The 18,037-nt window shown below is 59.8% G+C and carries 13 protein-coding genes and 2 pseudogenes; 7 read left to right on the top strand and 8 right to left on the bottom strand.

The window, feature by feature from the left end:
- Positions 1-388: 388 nt before the first annotated feature.
- Positions 389-1,708 (top strand): ATP-binding cassette domain-containing protein, encoded by a 1,320-nt coding sequence (locus tag B843_RS03735; protein WP_244877349.1) that lies wholly within the window; start codon positions 389-391, stop codon positions 1,706-1,708.
- On the opposite strand, the gene B843_RS13440 is transcribed toward B843_RS03735, so the two are convergent.
- Positions 1,705-4,401, bottom strand: coding sequence for an FAD/NAD(P)-binding protein (locus tag B843_RS13440; protein WP_025252184.1), 2,697 nt, complete (start codon positions 4,399-4,401; stop codon positions 1,705-1,707). The two genes, B843_RS03735 and B843_RS13440, sit on opposite strands and share 4 nt — an antisense overlap.
- A 412-nt stretch (positions 4,402-4,813) precedes the next feature.
- Here B843_RS13440 and B843_RS03725 point away from each other — a divergent pair.
- Positions 4,814-6,036 (top strand): annotated as a pseudogene (locus tag B843_RS03725) (RtcB family protein).
- Here B843_RS03725 and B843_RS03720 read toward each other — a convergent pair.
- The 3 genes and pseudogenes from B843_RS03720 to B843_RS13435 form a co-directional block, all read right to left on the bottom strand.
- A complete protein-coding gene (locus B843_RS03720) occupies positions 6,033-6,992 on the bottom strand; it encodes a pyridoxal-phosphate dependent enzyme (protein ID WP_025252183.1) in 960 nt (319 codons plus the stop codon). The pseudogene B843_RS03725 and the gene B843_RS03720 overlap by 4 nt on opposite strands.
- 51 nt (positions 6,993-7,043) lie before the next feature.
- On the bottom strand, positions 7,044-7,460 hold the full coding sequence (locus tag B843_RS03715) for a hypothetical protein (RefSeq protein ID WP_210766197.1): 417 nt from the start codon (positions 7,458-7,460) through the stop codon (positions 7,044-7,046).
- 97 nt (positions 7,461-7,557) lie between these two features.
- Positions 7,558-7,818, bottom strand: a pseudogene (locus tag B843_RS13435) (integrase core domain-containing protein); the annotation flags it as partial.
- A gap of 72 nt (positions 7,819-7,890) precedes the next feature.
- On the opposite strand from B843_RS13435, the gene B843_RS03710 reads away from it, so the two are divergent.
- From B843_RS03710 to B843_RS13195, 3 genes are all read left to right on the top strand, one after another.
- Positions 7,891-9,231, top strand: a complete 1,341-nt coding sequence (locus tag B843_RS03710) for an IS256 family transposase (protein WP_404825228.1) — start codon at positions 7,891-7,893, stop codon at positions 9,229-9,231.
- Positions 9,232-9,909: 678 nt separating this feature from the next.
- Positions 9,910-10,503, top strand: coding sequence for a helix-turn-helix domain-containing protein (locus B843_RS13430; protein ID WP_081751483.1), 594 nt, complete (start codon positions 9,910-9,912; stop codon positions 10,501-10,503).
- A gap of 112 nt (positions 10,504-10,615) precedes the next feature.
- Positions 10,616-11,248, top strand: a complete 633-nt coding sequence (locus B843_RS13195; protein WP_025252180.1) for a recombinase family protein — start codon at positions 10,616-10,618, stop codon at positions 11,246-11,248.
- Positions 11,249-11,281: 33 nt separating this feature from the next.
- On the opposite strand, the gene B843_RS13760 is transcribed toward B843_RS13195, so the two are convergent.
- Positions 11,282-12,427 (bottom strand): hypothetical protein, encoded by a 1,146-nt coding sequence (locus B843_RS13760; RefSeq protein WP_155895093.1) that lies wholly within the window; start codon positions 12,425-12,427, stop codon positions 11,282-11,284.
- 10 nt (positions 12,428-12,437) lie between these two features.
- Positions 12,438-14,318, bottom strand: a complete 1,881-nt coding sequence (locus B843_RS13190) for a hypothetical protein (protein WP_081751482.1) — start codon at positions 14,316-14,318, stop codon at positions 12,438-12,440.
- Between the two features lie 125 nt (positions 14,319-14,443).
- Here B843_RS13190 and B843_RS03690 point away from each other — a divergent pair, with 125 nt between their 5' ends.
- Positions 14,444-14,953, top strand: a complete 510-nt coding sequence (locus tag B843_RS03690) for a recombinase family protein (protein WP_025252177.1) — start codon at positions 14,444-14,446, stop codon at positions 14,951-14,953.
- Between the two features lie 114 nt (positions 14,954-15,067).
- Here the strand turns inward: B843_RS03690 and B843_RS13920 are convergent, their stop codons facing one another.
- Both B843_RS13920 and B843_RS03680 read right to left on the bottom strand, forming a co-directional pair.
- Positions 15,068-15,490 (bottom strand): hypothetical protein, encoded by a 423-nt coding sequence (locus B843_RS13920; protein WP_169729824.1) that lies wholly within the window; start codon positions 15,488-15,490, stop codon positions 15,068-15,070.
- Positions 15,491-15,616: 126 nt separating this feature from the next.
- Positions 15,617-16,333, bottom strand: a complete 717-nt coding sequence (locus tag B843_RS03680; RefSeq protein WP_025252175.1) for an IS6 family transposase — start codon at positions 16,331-16,333, stop codon at positions 15,617-15,619.
- 482 nt (positions 16,334-16,815) lie between these two features.
- On the opposite strand from B843_RS03680, the gene B843_RS13750 reads away from it, so the two are divergent.
- Entirely contained in the window at positions 16,816-17,499 is a 684-nt protein-coding gene (locus B843_RS13750) for a hypothetical protein (protein ID WP_155895090.1), read from the top strand.
- The last annotated feature ends 538 nt before the right edge of the window (positions 17,500-18,037 follow it).

The following is an 18,037-nucleotide window of genomic DNA, read 5'->3' as shown; positions in this document are numbered from 1 at the left end:
GCACTGCAGATGGTTCGCAGTAGCCCAAAGCGAGGACCTTGGGTCCAGTCGTCCGGCTGGGGTCCCAAGGTCCTCTTCCTCTCCTGTCGTAACAGGCTGTTCTGGCCTCAGGCTATCACGCGTGGACATTAGGCACTTTGGATGCCGTTTAGCAAAAACGTGGGCGCTCATTGAAGCACTGCTTCACGGATTTGCAAGCTTTCATTTTCAAAGGCAGCAAGGCCTTGCACAACTGCTCTGCAGTCGGCGAGTCCGGGGAATACCCACGGACCTGACCCCTTGGGAGTGGACACGTTGAAGCCAGCATCTGGCTGGCGGAAAGGTATCGTCCACTCCCAAGGGGTCAGGTCCCCCCGTGTCCACAATCCGGGGTGAGGGTCCCCTGTCCGTGGCGATCACCGCGGTGCGGGGTTTGGCCATCTCTCGCGCAGTGTTTCGCTACATCGACCGGATCGTCGCTCACCAGCTGGCGCTCGGTGCGCTGAGCGAGCTGCGCGCGAAAGTCTACGACGCGCTGGCCTCGTCCGCTGCGACATTGCGCGGACAGGGCCACGTCTATGTGGTCGACGACACCGAGCGGGTCACGGACTTTCTGGTGCGCAGCCACATCCCCCGCCTCGTTGCGGTGGTGGTCTCCCTCGCCGCGCTGGGGCTTGCGGCGTGGCTGAGCCCGCCGGCCGCGTTGGTGATGGCGGCAGCTCTCGCCGTGACCGGTTTCGTGGTGCCGCGCATCGCCGCACGCTCGAATCGCCGCGCCCGCGAGGTGGAGGAGTCCACCGAGTTCGCCGTCGGCCTCGATCAGGTGCTGCAGCACCGCATGGAGTTCGCCGCGGCCGGTCGGGCCGAGGCTTTGATCGGCGAGGTCGCGGAAGCGTCGCAACGCGTCACGCGCGAGAAGCTCGCCGCGCAGCGCTCAACCGTTGCGGCCGAGGCGATCCAGACCGTGGCCACGGGCGCTGCGGCGCTCGGCGTGGCGGCGATCGCGGTGGCCACCTACAGCGGGAATCCGACCTGGTTGGGCATGTTGCTGATGCTGTCGCTGGCGGCGTTCGAGTCCCACGGTCCCCTGCCTGCCGCCGCGCGCCACGCCGACGACGTCGCGCGCGCCGCATCGCGCCTGAGCAACCTGCTGAACACGCAACGCGCCGATGTCGCTGGACCCGCGGTGTCCGACACCGTCGAGGCGCGCGACCTGCGCACCATCTACGGCGATACGGTGTGGAATCTCCGCGTGAAGCCCGGCGAGCGCCTGCTCGTGCGCGGGCCCTCGGGCTCAGGCAAGACCACGATGCTGGAAACGCTCGCGGGGTTGGTGCCCGCCGCCTCGGGCGAAGCGACCGCCCCGGCAAGCACTAGGTTCTACGCGGAGGACGCGTGGGTGTTTTCAACCTCGGTGCGCGAGAACCTGCGCGTGGGCACGCCCGAGCTTGACGACACCCTCGCCACGCGCGTCCTCTCCGCCGTCGGCTTCCCCTTCGACTTGGACTTTGTCCTCGACAACGGCGCCGACTCGCTCTCGGCTGGGCAGCGCCGCCGCCTGCTGCTCGCCCGCGCGCTGTGCAGCGACGCCGACGTGCTGCTTCTCGACGAACCCACAGCGCACCTGACCCCCGACGACTCAGCCGATCTAATGCACATGCTGCTCAACTCGCCGCTGCCCGGGCCGAAACCGCAACGCACCGTGATCGTCGTGACCGACGAGAACTAGCCGGGCTGGTCGATCGGGTCAAGCTCGCCGGACGGCCACACCACGTTCTTCGCCAGCGGGATCTGGTGCGAGGCCGACTCCAGGATGTGCATGAAGTACCCGGCGGTGTTGGGGATTGCGATGATGTCGCCGGCTGAGACCCCCTGGGGGAAGCGGATCCTGCGGCGCAGAATCACCTCGTCCTCGATGCAGTAGGCGCCGACGAGGAAGGCCTCGACAGCCGCGGACGGCGGCGTGCGCTTGACCAGGATCGGGTCGACGAGGTAGTCGTCGGAGGTGGTGCGGCACTGGGTGCGATTCATGTGCAACCCGACCAGGGGAACTCCGTCGCTACGCGTTTTTACGAACGCGACCTGGGCGAGGATGAGCCCGCAGCCGTCGAGAAGTGAACGTCCCGGCTCAAGGTGCAGCCTTAAGCCCCGCTCGCGCAGCTCCCCTGCGACACCGCCGCCTAAGACCTCTTCGAGCCACGCGCCGCGGGTCGGACGCTGGTGGTAGGGGTAGGTCGTGGTCAGCGGGTCCGCCTTCCAGGTGAACGGCTCGGCGTAGCCGGCGCGCTGCACCTCGATCGCCTCGAGGTAGTCCTTCCACTGCTCGGCGTCGTCGATGTAGCTCATGGGCACCCCGCCGCCGATGTCGATGAACTCTGGTGCGTGGCCTGCGGCGCGCAGGGCGTCGATAAGCTGCATGCACTCGCGGATGGTTGCGGAGCGATCCGCAGCGGCGTAACCGTGCAGGTGAGCGTGCACGCCGACGACACGCACGTTGCGCTCGACCGTACTTAAGTGCTCGGCCCAGGCCGTGAGTCGCTCGCCGAAGCGCGTCGGGGCCATGGTGGAGGGGTCCGGGGCGAGCCTTGGCGCGACAAGCGCGGTGTTCTCGCCGGCGAGAGCCACGATGCGATCGTATTCGTCACGGTTGTCCACGGAGATCACCGCCGAGCCCTCGATGGCCAGGCGCAGCAGATGGTTGGTCTTGATCGCCGCCGAGACGATGATGCGCTCACCGGCCACGCCACGGCCGAGCACCTGGCGCAGCTCGTCGTAGCTGGCCACATCCACGCCGTGGCCGGCGTCGAGCACAGTGTCGACGAAGACGAGTCCCTTGTTCGCCTTGCGCGCGAAAAACACCTTCACCTCCACCCCGCAGCGTTTGCCGGCCTCAACGAGCTCGTCGATGTTGGACTCCATCGGGCCGGGCTCGAGCACGTTGACCGGGCTAGCGTAGGTATCCAGCAGGTCCTGGCAGGCATCCGGTCTGGCAACTAAGTCAGCGGCCCACTTTTCTGTGCGTGCGGTCAGCGGCGGGGCGCCGTGGACGCGCCCGGGGTGCGCCATCGCGGCCGCGGAGACCCGGTCGGCCCACGCGGGGATGACCTCATGCTTGTCGCGGCGCAGCGTGTCGTGGCCGAGGATCCAGCCCTCGTTCATCCGCCCCGCCGCGGCAAGGTGGGACTGGCCCTCGACCGTGCCGTCGCGCGCGACTTTCAGGCTCACGCCGTCGTAGGTGCCGGCGAGGCCCGCGGCCACGAGGTCGCCCACGAGCGTGCCCTCGACGACGCCCGGCGCGGCGGTGACCGAGTCGACTGTCACGCTCGCCCCGACTTCCTGCGCCAACGCCGAGAGCTCCTCTTCCCCGCGGCCGAGGACGTCGGGACGCACGCGCCCGGCATCGATGGCGTCGACGAGATCGCTCGCTGTCTCGGGCGGAGGGCCGAACGCGACGCGCTCGAGAACACGGGTGAGCCGGTAGAAGCGCTGCCCGCCGAGCGTGTCGCGCCCGCCGAAGGAGGCGCGCTGAATGATCGCGGGGTAAAGCGCCCGCCACGCGTAGCCCACTGCCAGGGCTGGCGTCCACGGCCGCTCACCCGTGGCGGCGGCGAGAGAGGCGCGCAGCTCGGCTACGGCGTCGCCGGTGAAATCCTCGCCCGCGATGACCGCGCTCACGTCCCCGCTGCCGCCTTGGGCGTCGAGGACGACCTGTGCCGCTTCGGAGAGCGCTGAGACGAACTCCTCGTAGGAGGCGCTGGTGGTGATGGCCTCGCTGAAGCGGCCCAGGTCCGGTTCACACGCGGGATAGGCCTTGACCTCCATGAACCGCCCCGAGCGGGTCACGGGGAAAAACGCCCGCGCCGGCGCGTAGCGCACAACGTCCATAAACGACAGTGCCGCCCCGCGCACGAGGACCACGTCCTCGGGCGCGATCGCGTCGAGGTTGCTGTGGGGGTAGGCCGCGATCGCCCCGGCAACGGGTATCGCCTTGGCGTGTCCGGTGCACAGCAGGACTTCGTCGAAAAGCGAGCCGTGGACGTTGAAGCTGGTACCGGCGGGAGAAAGCTCGGTGACCTCGAGCTCACGCACCTCAACCGTGCACCCGCGCGGGACGTGTTGGAACAGCGCCTGCCACGACTGCGCCAGGAACCGCCCGACCTCGCGCCGAGGGACGAACGCCTCGGACGCGCCGCGCCACTGGTTGAAGGATCCAAGCTGGGTTTCAATGACGTGAGCTGGGACGTTGAGCAGCCACTGCGGCGGAACGCTCGGCTGAAACGCCCCAATACCGCTCGCCGAATCCAGCGGCCCGTCGTTGAACACAGTCAGATCGATACGCGCGCCGCGCTGGCGGGCGCGCTCCATCAGCTCCTCGGCCGCCCACAGCCCGCGCGGGCCTGCGCCGATGATCGCTACCTTCACTTTTGCCACTACCTTCCTCGGTTGATGTTGTGCGTCGTCTCGCAGATAGCTTAGTCATGCACTCTGGCGCATACCCGGGAAGTCGTGGTAGCGTCTGGACCTAGCTCATCCGCCGCGCCTGAAGGCGGCGTCAATGGGCAGCAAGATACTTTCGGGACACAGCTACACGATTGGAGAGGACGACATGCGCGCATACCAGCAGCACCGGTCGCGATTTTACCTGCTCCAACAGCAGGCTGTGTCTCACGGCCCCGGCCTTGTGCGCGTAAAGAGTTAAAGAACCACCGCGCCCGGCATCGTGAGACTCACACACCCACGGTGCCGGTTTCTCATTCCCCCTTGTGGCGGCACTGTGGGTACGACGTACCCGAAGGTGCACCAGAATGTCACGCCACGAGTGAAGGAGATTTCCATGGCACGCAACACGCGGGGCAGACCCGGTAGTAAAAACCGGTTCTCCTCGCGGCCCGTTAATACCAACCACCACGTCGAGGTTTTCGCCTCGCATGTCGACGACAACGTCACCGAGCAGGCCAACCAGCTTGCGCGTCTGCCCTTTGTCCACCCGCACGTCGCGCTGATGCCAGACGCACACTACGGCATGGGCTCCGCCGTCGGCACCGTCTTCGGCACCATCGGGGCAGTGATCCCCGCGCCGTCGGCGTCGACATCGGCTGCGGCATGATCGGCGTGCGCACCGGATTCACCGCCAGCGACCTGGCTGGAGGCGATCTCACCCGCCTACGCGACACCATCGAGGCGGCGATCCCGCTGTCCCCCGGCAACTACAACGAATGGATCCTCGGCGGCAGCGCCGAGGCACGCACCCGGGAACTCGCCGCGCTGGCCGAAGACACAGGCGTTGACTTGTCGCACTCCCCGAAGTGGCGCCAGCAGCTCGGCTCGCTCGGCGGCGGCAACCACTTTATCGAGCTGTGCCTCGACGAGGAGGACCGGGTGTGGATGTTCCTGCATTCCGGCTCGCGCGGGGTGGGCAACAAGATTGCTCAGAAGCACATCGCCGCGGCCCAGGAGCAGTGCGATAAGCACTGGGTGCTGCTGGAGAACCGCGACCTTGCGTACCTCGTGGAGGACACGGCCGAGTTCGACTCCTACATCGCCGATCTCGCCTGGGCGCAGCGCTTCGCATGGCTCAACCGCGAGGAGATGATGGACCGCTTCGCTCGCGTGCTGGGAGAGTTCGTCGGTGCCGAGGTGGCAGAGGCCGAGCGGATCAACTGCCACCACAACTACACCCAGGTGGAGGAGCATTGCGGGCGCGAGGTGTGGTTGACCCGCAAGGGCGCGATCCGCGCCGACGAGGGCGTCAAGGCGCTCATCCCTGGCTCGATGGGAACCTCGAGCTACGTTGTGTCGGGCAAAGGCTTCGCCCCGGCGCTGCGCTCGGCACCGCACGGCGCGGGCCGACGCTTCTCGCGCACCGAGGCCCGCAAACGGTTCACCGCCGCGGACCTAGACGAGCGCATGGGCGGGATTGTCTACCGCCCCGGCGACGCGTGGGTGGATGAGATCCCAGACGCCTACAAGGACATCGACCAGGTCATAGTGGACGTTGAGAAGCTGGTCAGCGTCGATCACAAGCTGCACCAGATCCTCAACGTCAAGGGCACCTAGGGGTCAGTGACGTTGTCCGCGACCCACTCGTCGTTGTAGATGGTGTCCAAGTAAGCACGGCCGTCGTCGTGGAAAATGGCGACGATCTCGGCTCCCGGATTGTCACGCGCGAGCTTATCGACGCCCCACGCCACCGCCCCGCCCGACGCTCCGGGCAAAAACCCGGTGGCGCGTGCCGTTGTTCGCGCGGCGTTTACCGCATCGCGGGCATGTACCCGGATCACCTCATGGGGCTCGGTGAGCGTGGAGAGTTCGGTGACCACTCCCGCGCCGTAGCCGGGCAGGACGCGAGCTCCGCGAGCGCCGTCAAAAAGCACAGAGCCCTGCGCATCGATCGCCACGACGCGGGTGGGTAGCTTGTGCTTGGCAACGTAGCGCAGGCAGCCGCCGACCGTGCCCGTGGTGCTCACCGCGACGGCGAGGATGTCGGGGGCGTGGCCGAGCTGCTCGACGATCTCGCGCATCGTCCCTTCCTCGTGGGCGCTGAACGCGGCCCGGTTGGAATACTGGTCGAGGTTGATCGCACCGAGCTCATCGACGAGCGTGGCCACGAGCGCGCGCCTGGCCACGAGCCAGTCCCCCGTTTCCAAGTCGGGCCGCTCAACCTCGTGGATCGTGGCACCGAGGGCGCGGATGTGCGCCAGCGTTGAGGCGTTGGTGCGCCTGTCGACCACGCAGTGGAACTCCCATCCGCCGAGCACCGCCTCGCGGGCGAGGGCGACCCCGAGGTTGCCGGAGCTTGATTCGACGACCACGCTGTCTTTCGTGAGCACGCCGCGGCGCTGCGCGTCACGGACGAGGGCGCGCGCGGTGCGGTCCTTCGCGCTGCCGCCGGGGTTGAACGACTCGAGTTTGCCCCACAGCGGCCCGGCCCCAGGCGGTCGCAGTTGATCGAGGGCCACGAGCGGGGTATTTCCGATGGCGGAAAGCACGCCGGGCAGGGGTTCCAATGACATAATTACAACCTTATGCGTTTTCCGTCTGTGTCGAGTGCACGGCGTGTAACTTTACTCGCTAATGGTGAGGAAGTCTCCCGTAAAGATGCCGGAGGAGATGTAGTAGGTCTCCATCGTCCCATCGAGCATGACCAGATTCTCCGACAGCGCATCGGGCGTGCCCGCGCCGACCTGCTTGAGCTTACCCGCGAGCTCCTCGCCCACCATGTCGGCGTGGAGCTCAATCGGAACCGGCAGGGCAATGCCGGCGATCTGCGGGGTCACCTTCATCGACTGCACAAAGATGTGGAAGTTACCCGTCAGGGTCGTTCTCACCCCCGGCCCGGAGCGCTGCCACTGGTCCGGAATGCCCTCGAAGCTGCTCGGGAAGCGCACTCGCAGGTTGTCGAGCACCACCTTGTCCGCATCGATCCGGATCGCCGCGCGCGGGCCTTGGGCGGTGTCGATGGTGACGTACGACAGTTTCACGTTTCCCGTCAGTGCTGTCGAGTCCGACTGGACCGTATAGGTGGTGCCCGAGGGCAAACGGGCCCGACCTCTGGAAAGTGGACACAGGGAATTGAACTTATGCGGTTAAGGTGAGTTTACCGCAGGTGCGGTTTTCGAACTCGAGGGGCGACAGATAATCGCACCATGAGTGTCTGCGCTTCCGGTTGTAGCGCACACACCACGCGAAGACGTCCCGTCTGGCGTGCAGCAGTGAGTCGAAGCATTTCCAGTTTTGCAGCACCTCGCGTTTCAATGTCGCGTTGAACGACTCCGCTAGCGCGTTGTCTGCGCTGGTTCCCACCGCTGCCATCGATTGGGTCACCCCTAGCATCGTGCATCGTGAGCTAAAGAGAGTGCCTGATGGTTTGTGTGTGGGTGCCCGACCCGCATAAGGAGATAGACCAGAATGATGACTGTGCCACGACGAGACCCAGACGATAAGGCCAAGATTGACGCAATCGAGCAGAAGCTGCTTTCTAACCCTGAGATCGCCAAGCTAATTGATGAGCTCCGTACCTCTACCACTGATGCGAACGACCTAGTTCGAGGCATGTTACAGGCCTCGATTACAAGGGGTTTGAACGCTGAAATGGATGCCCACCTGGGGTATCAGGCTGGTGATCGAGACGGTAAAGCCGCTGTCGGTACGGATAATCACCGAAACGGCAGCTACCCGAAGACCATTGACTCGAACTACGGGCCGGTCACCGTGGACGTCCCAAGAGACAGAGCTGGCACGTTTGTCCCCACGATGGTGCCGAAAGGCTCGAGGCGTTTAACCGATATCGATGATCTGATCATCAGCTTGTACGCCGGTGGCATGACAATCCGTGATATCCAGCATCATCTCGCCACCACGATGGGTGTGGATATCTCCCACGAGACAATCTCGGCGATTACCGACGCCGTACTTGATGAAGTCATGGTGTGGCAAAACCGCCAGCTGGATGAGTTCTACCCAGTCATCTTCCTTGACGCGTTGCGAATCAAGGTCCGTGATGGGGGCCGTGTGATCAACAAGTCTGCGTACATGGCCATCGGAGTGGATCTCGAAGGAATCAAGCACATCCTGGGCTTGTGGATCGCCAAAGAGGAAGGAGCATCGTTGTGGGCGCAGGTGTGTTCCAACCTCGCTAACCGCGGTGTCAAAGATGTCTTCATCGTCTGCTGCGACGGGCTCAAAGGCCTACCAGAAGCCGTGGAAGCAACCTGGCCTGGGTCCATGGTCCAAACCTGTATCGTGCACCTGATCAGGGCGGCAAATAGGTGGGTTTCCTACGGGGATCGTAGGGCCGTATCGGCAGCGTTGAAAAAGGTCTACACCGCACCAGATGAGCCAACCGCTGCCGCAGCCTTGGATGAGTTCGAGGCGTCTGAACTAGGTGAGAAGTACCCGAGGTCGGTGAAGGTGTGGCGGGATGCGTGGGAGAGGTTTACCCCGTTTCTGCAGTTCCCACCGGCTGCGAGGAAGGTGATCTATACGACGAACTCGATTGAATCTTTCAATAATCAGCTGCGGAAAGCCACCCGGAACAGGGTGCAGTTCACCAATGATGAATCAGCAATCAAGACGCTGTGGCTGATGATCTGCCATATCGAAGACAAACGAGCAGCCAAGCGGGCCAAGGAAGGCAAACGAGTATCCGCCCAAGCTGGCCGGCTCGTCGAAGGCGGACGTGTTGCCGGATGGAAGCACGCCATCAACCAGATGGCCGTGGCCTACCCCGACCGATTCGACAAGTACATGTAAAAATCAGCCCCACACACAAACAACTTGACACACTCGATGTCGCATCAAAGAGGGCGTTTTCCTGAAACTCGGATGCTCACCTGCAGGTTCGTGGTGAATTTTGATTTGCATTGACATACCAGCAACGCAGTAAAAGTCTGAACATTCACCGCAGGACAACTCTCCCCATTTTTCATTTACAGGGTGACAGCAGAGACTTTAGAAGTACTGAAGAACCTAAAAGCATTCTCAAAACATGGATCTACTTGCTGAATAAAAAATCCTTGACGACTTACGTTGTCAAGGATTTTGAACAGTAGGACAACCGCAATAAAGGCCAATTACCGAACCAGTCACCTAAACATCACGGACTGTCCAAAATCAGATAGACAATTGTTTTAGTCATGTACCTATTGATCCACTGCAGGGTCAGGAGTGCTATCGAGAACAACTAGGCCGCACGCAGCTATTGCGACATAACGTATTGCCAATTTGGCAATTTTCTTCACGTCCGAATCTGCCGCATCAGGGGCCGTGAGAGCGCCAACTTGATTCAACATTGTGATTGCGGCTTGCATTTCTTTTCCCATTCCAACACTCCAGTTGTTGTCATTTGTTGTGATTAGTTGCAGACTATCTTCCTGCAATACCTCTGTCAACAATTCGCAACAACTGAGTTGTTGGTGTAGTATTTTCCGCATGGATGAAGTGGATAAAACTAGTCAGGAAAGGCCACAAAGTGAGGACCCTAGGCCAGAGTTTGTCGATTTATTTGTTGGCCCCGGTCAAGATAAGGACAACCGTATATTTGGCGAGTTGTTGGCCAAGATACGGCAACATGCAGGCCGCACACGCGCTGAAACTGCAGCAGAGCTCGGATTATCTGCCGAGTATTTGCGCCTCATCGAGCTTGGCAGGCGCACTCCAGCACTTGGCCAGATGGAAAAGTTCCTTGAGGCATACCGGGCGGACGGTGAAGTAGGGAGGCTTCAGCCTGGTGGAGATCGACCGGATCTTTTAATTTTCGATATGTACAACAAGGAGCCAGTAGTTGTTGAATTTAAGAGCCGTATTCGTGAGGCTCGGCGAAGTGAAGCCAGATCAGCGGAAATGGAAGCAAGCTTAAGTGGCCAGTGGGACTATCCCGAGCCGATGGAAGATGCTTACTCCAAGGATCTTAGGGCTGCAATTAACCTATTGCTGACGGCAGAGCATGCGGCCGTCATTAAGGTACGCAATTTTCTCCAGTCCGAAGTGAGGAGAAAGTCCACAGGTTCCCGCCCTTCAGAGTGAGTTGATCGCAATGGAATATCGATTGCCATACTGTCAATGTGTGTTCTGATAGGGCATACCCTAAATGGACAGCTTTGAATTACAACTTCTCCCTGTTCGGTAGGGTTGGATCATGTCTAACGGAACAGAACCGTCACTGCCTCTAGAGCTTGACGAACATCAGGACGTTGTTGTGGGGCAGAAAGTCGGTTACGCCCGGGTGAGTTCCCTGGAGCAGAACCTGGATCGCCAACTCGACCAACTCCGTGCGGCGGGGGCGTCGCAGATATATAAGGAGAAGATCAGCGGCTCCACCCGGCACCGCCCCCAGCTGGAGGAGGTGCTGCGGTATCTGCGAAAGGGGGATCAGCTCATTGTCACGAGCATGGATCGCCTTGCGCGCTCACTGGTGGATCTGCACACGATTGTCGAGGACCTGGTGGGCCGCGGGGTTTCGGTGAGGTTTCTGCGCGAGGGGCAGACTTATTCGGCGAAGGCGGACCCGATCGCCAAACTCATGCTGGGGCTCATGGGCAGTGTCGCCGAGTTCGAGCGTTCCATCATCAAGGAGCGCCAGGCCGAGGGGATCGCCCGCGCCAAGGCGCGCGGGGTGTACAAGGGCCGGGCCAAGGTTCTCACCGATACCCAGGTCGCCCAGGCCCGGGGGTGGGTAGCTGATGGTGTGCCCAAGGCTGAGGTGGCCCGCCGGCTCGGTATCGGGCGGACCACCTTGTATAAGTACTTCGAAAACAGTTCCGAGTTTTAGCTGAGGGCAGCTTTTTTCGGGGGGTTGTTTCAACTACTTCCCATAGGTTTCCGAAATGGACGCGACATCACAGTCAGGGCTACCGCAAGCGGACCGTTCCACATCCACGCTAAAAAGAACCGCGTCTGGATCATTCCATTTCCGGACTTCGATTTTCCCCGCCCGCCGTAAACCAAATTTCGGCTCTCTACCCGGAGTCTTCATTCTGATGAAGTTATCCGCAGAAAACCCTTCAATATGCCCTACTTGCTCCGGTTCGCTTAAATCGCGTCTATTGATATAAACATTCCCAGATTTGTCTATGACTCCATTCTCCCCGTTTGGCAGTGTGCGGGTAATAGCGAAGTCTTCGCTAAGCGTCATGGTGAGGGGGTGAATATTGTGGACGTCGAGCTGCTTCTTCGCGCTATCTACCGACACCTCGAACGAAGTTAGATGGGTCTTCCGTCCCTCTGAATGCCCCTGCAGAACCTCGAACTTTCCATCACCTAAATAATTGGCGTAAGGATATTTGAAATCGGTTTCTACGTCGTACCCGGGCGGAAACGGGATCTTGGTGAGATTGCCATCAGTGTCAAGCAGATACAATTCGTTTTCGTTGGCATTTCCTTCACCTTCCCGCGGATTCCCGACAATTAGGGCTTCTGAGTCCCCTACCGCTAGGGAGTGCGGGATTGAGGGGAAGTCCCGCTCAATAATCTCCCCGTCATCTTTCAGTAACATCACTGAGTGGGAAAATGCGGCAGATTGAGACGTATTGAGGATAGCGATGGAGAAACTTCCATTAGGGGACCCATCAAAATTTACAATAGGACTTCGATAGGGCACGGAAATCTCACTCCCGTTTCCCCCTGATTGGCGTATTTTGTCGGCGAAATACAGATAGCTTCCTCCCCGTGTGGGAAGGGCTATGGGGGACCAGCTCCCCGGCCCTTTTTCGCGTCCGATCTCTTCACCGGATGGAGAATAGAGGTAGTAAGTATTATCCGTTGTGGATGGATATGGCTCCTTCACTGGCCCGTAAGAAACGATGTAATTACCTGACGTGGCCCATCCCAGCTCGGCACCCTTGCTTCGATCCGGGAGGATACGAAATATAAGGAGGGGGGCGATAATGAGGGACAGTGCTAGGGCCACCATTACGGTGCCGCGCGATCTACTCCGCATTAGTTCATCCACATTCGAAGTCCTAGTAAGAGACTACTTGGTCATCATCCCTTACGTCAGACGGATACACACCTGGCCCTCCGTTAGCATCCAAGTTGACTATCCCACTTGTAGCGGCCATGTACGAAGCCCAAACTAGAGATGAGCAATTGAAAGCGTCTGCATCCAAATCCTTGTTAAAAGCAAAGTTGTATCTGTAGCCAGCACCGGGCGTGTCGTAACCGGGGCCTGTTTTGCTAAGTGCCCAACTTGCCGCTGCATCGCGGGAAGCTTGGCTGGTAACGACGGACTGTTTGCGAACATTCCTTAAACGAGGTGCGTGCTCTCGCCTGGCGTCGTCATTGGACCAATTTCGGCGTCTTTTTACTCCGGCCTTAGGGTCATCTTCGCCAGACGAAGAGCCGAATTCTATTACCCCAGAGGCCTCAACCGTGTCGTTCTTGGTGGTATCTCCAGGGTTGCCCACGAAGATTCCGTTATGCCCATGATTGACGCGAGCGGTGACCGCGTCGGAGTAAAAAATGTCTCCACGATTACGTGGATCTATCGGGTCTGAATCTCCCCCCTCGGGAAGCCCTGCTCGCATCGAGATCCTGTCTGGATTACTAGGGGCAACTGTCTCGAGGGCATATTGTGCGTTATATCGCAAAAGTTCTTGCAGCGCTTCGATGAAGACAGCTCTTAAATCCTCGCGCTGAATGGACTTAGCAAAGGCCACCCCATCCTCGTACACCTGCCGGGCATTAACTGCCCCCACTGGCCCAGGCATTTCATTGACGATCTCCTGGATTACAGATATATATCCGTCCAGCGTGCCCCGCTCAAACCGCTGACTTATCCCGACCCCATCGGGGGCGGTTACAGCATCACTGATTGGGAAACCATATGCCCCCTTTTCGTAGCCAGATTTTGCCCAATCCACCATGATCGTGCCTGTCACTGCATGCGCTCCATGTTGCGGGGTCCAGTAGATGGCGCCGTGTTCGAAGAAGTTGTAGCGTCCGATCCCGTCTGGGGTTGGCAGCTCGTCGCTGATGGGGAATCCGAGGTCGCTGTTTTGTGCGCCCATGGATTGCCATTTGTCGTAGATGGCACCCTGGATGCTGGCCTGGCTGACGGGAAGAGCGTTGTGGGTGTAGACGTGACCGCCCTGGAAGTCCTGTCCGTACCAGCCATTTCCCTGCGGGATGTCGCTGGTGATGGGGTAGCCGAGGAATCCTCGTTCCCAGCCGTGGCGTTGCCACACTTTGGAGACGGGGATGCTTACGGTGTGTGCCCCGGTGGAGGGGTGCCAGTAGATGAATCCGTTGACGAATTCGGTGCGTTTGCCCACCCCGTCGGGGTTGGTCAGCTCATTCGATTTCGGCAGGCTTAAGAAGCTTGTGGGCCCGCCCACCTTGTCGTAGACTTCTTTGATTGCCCCGCAGACCTCGAACGGTGTCGGCCAGTAGACCTTGCAGCCTGCGCGTGCACTCAGGTTTCGGGTGGCGGTCTCCGCCAGACGGGCTTCTTTCACCTCGGCCTGGTCGGCTTCAGCCTTGTCGATGCCTTCGGGGATTTCTTCCTCGTCGGAGCGCATCTGTCCGGGAATGATGTCGCGCTTAGGGTCTTCTGTCGGGTGCCATTCGTCGAGGCCCTGCGGGTTGAGCTCCTCGTCGGAGACCTGGTTGACTTCGTAGCTTTCCGCCCCCGGAGGGGTGGGAAAACCCCACGGGGCGAAGGGGCCGTCCTCTGCGTAGTCCCCGGGAAATTCTTCTTCTGCCTCGAGGGGGGATAGCTCCCTGTCAGGGGTTACGGCAGAAGTTGCCTCAGGTGAGGTCTGGGCATGGGCGAAGGGGAGGGATCCTAGTGTCAGTGTGAGTGCAAACGCGGTGGCGCACACTGGGCGGAGAGCTCGTTTCATGGGACGCTCCTGGGGGGGAGGGAGGATGAACCTGGATGATTCCCTTCTGAGACTAACGGGAAAGTTGGGTATCCGTATAGGTTTTGGAAACTAATTTAAAACCGGGGTAAGGATCTTCTTCTCCAGTGCTTGCTGTCCAACTCCGCGCGACGGGGGCGTCGCAGATATATAAGGAGAAGATCAGCGGGTCGACGCGTTATCGCCCCCAGTTGGAGGAGGTGCTGCGGTATCTGAGGAAAGGCGATCGGCTCATTGTCACGATCATGGATCGTCTCGCCCGCTCACTGGTGGATCTCCACACGATTGTTGACGATCTCGTGAGTCGCGGTGTCTCGGTGACGTTTCTGCGTGAGGGGCAGACCTATTCGGCGAAGGCTGACCCGATCGCCAAATTCATGTTGGGGCTTATGGGCAGCGTGGCCGAGTTTGAGCGCTCCATTATCAAGGAGCGCCAGGCCGAGGGGATCGCCCGCGCCAAGGCGCGCGGGGTGTACAAGGGCCGGGCCAAGGTGCTCACCGACGCCCAGGTCGCCCAGGCCCGGAAGTGGGTGGCTGACGGTGTGCCCAAGGCTGAGGTGGCCCGCCGGCTCGGGATCGGGCGGACCACCCTGTATAAATACCTTTCCCGGACATAGACACCCAGGCTGCCTACCATATTCACATGATTCTGCCCTTGGATGCACCTATCTAGACGAATCTAGAGAGATAGTCGCAGTTCGCCACCGGTGCGATTGCGAAGATGCGCCGCCTTAGTTTTCGCGGAGGCGGGCGAAAACCTGGTCGATGTAGTTTTCGTCCAGGATGAAGCCGTTCTCGGTTTCCTTCAGGACGCCTTCTTCGACTCGACGATTCCACCACATGATGATGGAGGCGAGTGTATGGCCTAGACCATACTTTTGGCCGGGAACTTTGAAAGACTCACCTATCAGCTCCACGAATGTTATCTCCTGGCCGTTTCGACCTCCCCTGTCATACGTTCGGGGATCGTGCTGGGGTTCGACATGCTGGACAATCCAATACACTACGTCGTAGAAGAGGCGGCTTTCCGGGGTATCTCCGTTGATATTCGGGTTGAAATCATTCGTGATTGGTTCGGTGGCTTTCCGGAGCAGCTTTTCAATGTCAGGCGTGGGGTTAACGGATATTGCTCTTTGAAGTGGCTCGGAAAGCACGCCGTATCGCACGCCTTTGATACCGATCCCATCCTGACTGACTTCTTCGGGCGGGTGCTGTTGCAAAGTTGGGCCAGGGTCGAAAAGCCCAACCTCAAGACATTAGTTGTCCTTGCTCCGGGGTGCTTAAGCTGTCTCGAATATCCGGCTGACGATCACCGCGTCTGGGTTCGGGTGCCCGTAGGCAAACATCGTGCCCTGTGAAGTGCCTTTCCGTAATGAATGCATCGCCTCCATCCCTTTCAACGTCCGGTAGGCGGAAATTCGGTTTTTGAACGCTCCCTTCGGCCCCAGGATTCTTTTAAGTCGGCCATGATCTCCCTCGATAACGTTGTTCAGGTATTTCACCTGCCGGTGCTCCACCGTCTGAGGGCAGATTCCCTCCGCCTTCAGCTCGGATATTGCCTTGGCCAGAGCTGGTGCCTTGTCGGTGTTGATGACCCGCGGGGACCCGGCTGTCGTATTCGATCGCAGCGTCTTGGCCAGGAAACGCTTCGCTGCGGCCACGTTCCGCTTCGGAGAGAGATAAAAATCCAGGGTCTGGCCACCGGCGGTAATAGCCCGGTAGAGATAGCACCACGTGCCGCCGACCCGAATATAGGTCTCATCCACCCGCCAGGACCGGGCCTGCCAGTCAGGAACCTGCCGGCACCAGCGAGTCTGCTTATCCAGCTCAGGGCCGTATTTCTGGACCCAGCGGTAGATGGTGGTGTGATCGACCGGCACGCCACGTTCAGTCATCATCTCTTCGAGATCGCGGTAGCTCACCCCGTAGCGGCAGTACCACCGCACAGCCCACAGGATGATTTCACGGGGGAAATGACGACCGGAGAAGATGCCCATGGCTCTGATTATTTCACGCAGGTCTTCCTGTCGCCCGAACTTTGCAACAGCACCCTCCAGGGTCTACTTCTTCCTCGTTCTCATGGTGGTAGACATCCGCCACTGACGGGCCTGTGACGCATTCTCCTCGGGTGTCCGCTCCTCGGGCGGTGACCCTAATTACGGCTAGAGTGAAAGTTGATTGGGTTACGCTCCCAGCTTGTTAGGCTAGTGGGATCTCCAAGGGAATAGGTCGTAAAGAAATCTGCAGCAGCTACAAAGTTGGGTCAATGCACCTAGCTGCTGAGTCCATCTACTCGGTAGCGGTCGTTAGATCTTAGGCGATGCTTCTCGGCGGAGAAGGAAATTGTCCCACACCATGTCTTTTGCGTCGGTCAAGGTCTAGATTCCGAAAGCAACCCCTTGCAAAGGCTCCAAACTGTTGTAAAGAGCAAGGATCGTCTTCTATGGACGGATATTTTACAAAAAGTTAGGGAAGTAAGATGAAGCAGGATGAAGTTCTATGGGAACCAATATGGGATTTTTCGAGCCCGATCCAGCCACTAGTGCCTGGCAGGCTTCCTTACAGCTTGGATGATGTCGAATACCTCAACTTCCTCAAAGCTAACTTCACTTACGTAGCTCAGTTATGCTTCCCTCCTTTCTCTCCTGTGGGAGATGTGAGGTTGCGTTGGCGGGATCTCGCGCATGAACTCGGCAATAACTTCACATTGGGTGTTAGCTTCTGGAATGCGATTGGAGTTTTGGACGAATCCATCAAGAAGGACTTGTCCTCTTCGTTTTCGGAGCCCTACTTCGGCATGATCGATATAGGAACATGGCAGTCCCTCCGGCAGATTTTCGGACTACCAGACGCGGGAATCTGCTACGCAGACTTCCTCATGTACTCACCCGGACAAGCTGGCCCCATACCTAACGAAAAAGATCACATCCGTACGTCCCCGCAGGGATTCCGGTATTTTATGGGCCGTTGTCTTGGGGAAACGACTGAGGAAATCTTCGTTACAGAATCTGGAGCAAGCTCCTGTTGGGTTGACGGTGAGTGGTTTATTTCCGTCGATAGTGATCTAACTAGGGGCACCATCTGTTTTAATTCTGCAAGATACTTGAAAAAGTTAGCTGAGGATAATTCCATAGAATGTTATCTGCTTCAGCCGCGCGGGTAATTACGAGTCTTCGAGCTTATTCATTAAGACAATAGCGGCCGCAGCCTTGCCTGGTTGGGGTGTAGCACCGTGGCGCTAAGTGTAGAGCGATGAGCCGGGTACCTCGACCAGATTGTACAGTCGCTTCATTGGATAGGCTCTCAGGCGTTCTGGAAGCAACTCGCCTACCCGGCGAAATATCGGACCGGTTGACGGAGGCTTTCATGCTCGGTGGTCAGCTTTTCTCGGCCTTGAGTGCCTGGTTTCCCATCCAGGCGTGCAATTTTCGCCTCAAGTCTACTTTCCCTCCGGCATTGTCGTCGTCAGGCTTGGAGTTGGGGCGGCGGCCTCAACAGAGTGTGGGTCAATGTTCCATACGTGCTCGTCTTCTCGCCCGTACCGTACTTGTCGAGACAGGGGCGAAAGGTTCGGCGCTCAATACCGGGATCATCGGTGATCGGGCGGGCCCTGCCAGCAGAGGCGGACTCGTGCAAATGTGGCCGCCGAATGCTTTCTAACGATGACTATCGATATTACGCGGCCCCAGCATGAGCTGGAA

The sequence above is a fragment of the Corynebacterium vitaeruminis DSM 20294 genome, from assembly GCF_000550805.1.
GTDB classification, from domain to species: domain Bacteria; phylum Actinomycetota; class Actinomycetes; order Mycobacteriales; family Mycobacteriaceae; genus Corynebacterium; species Corynebacterium vitaeruminis.
The sequence above is the reverse complement of the archived record's forward strand: the minus strand, read 5'-3'. Positions and strand labels throughout refer to the sequence as shown.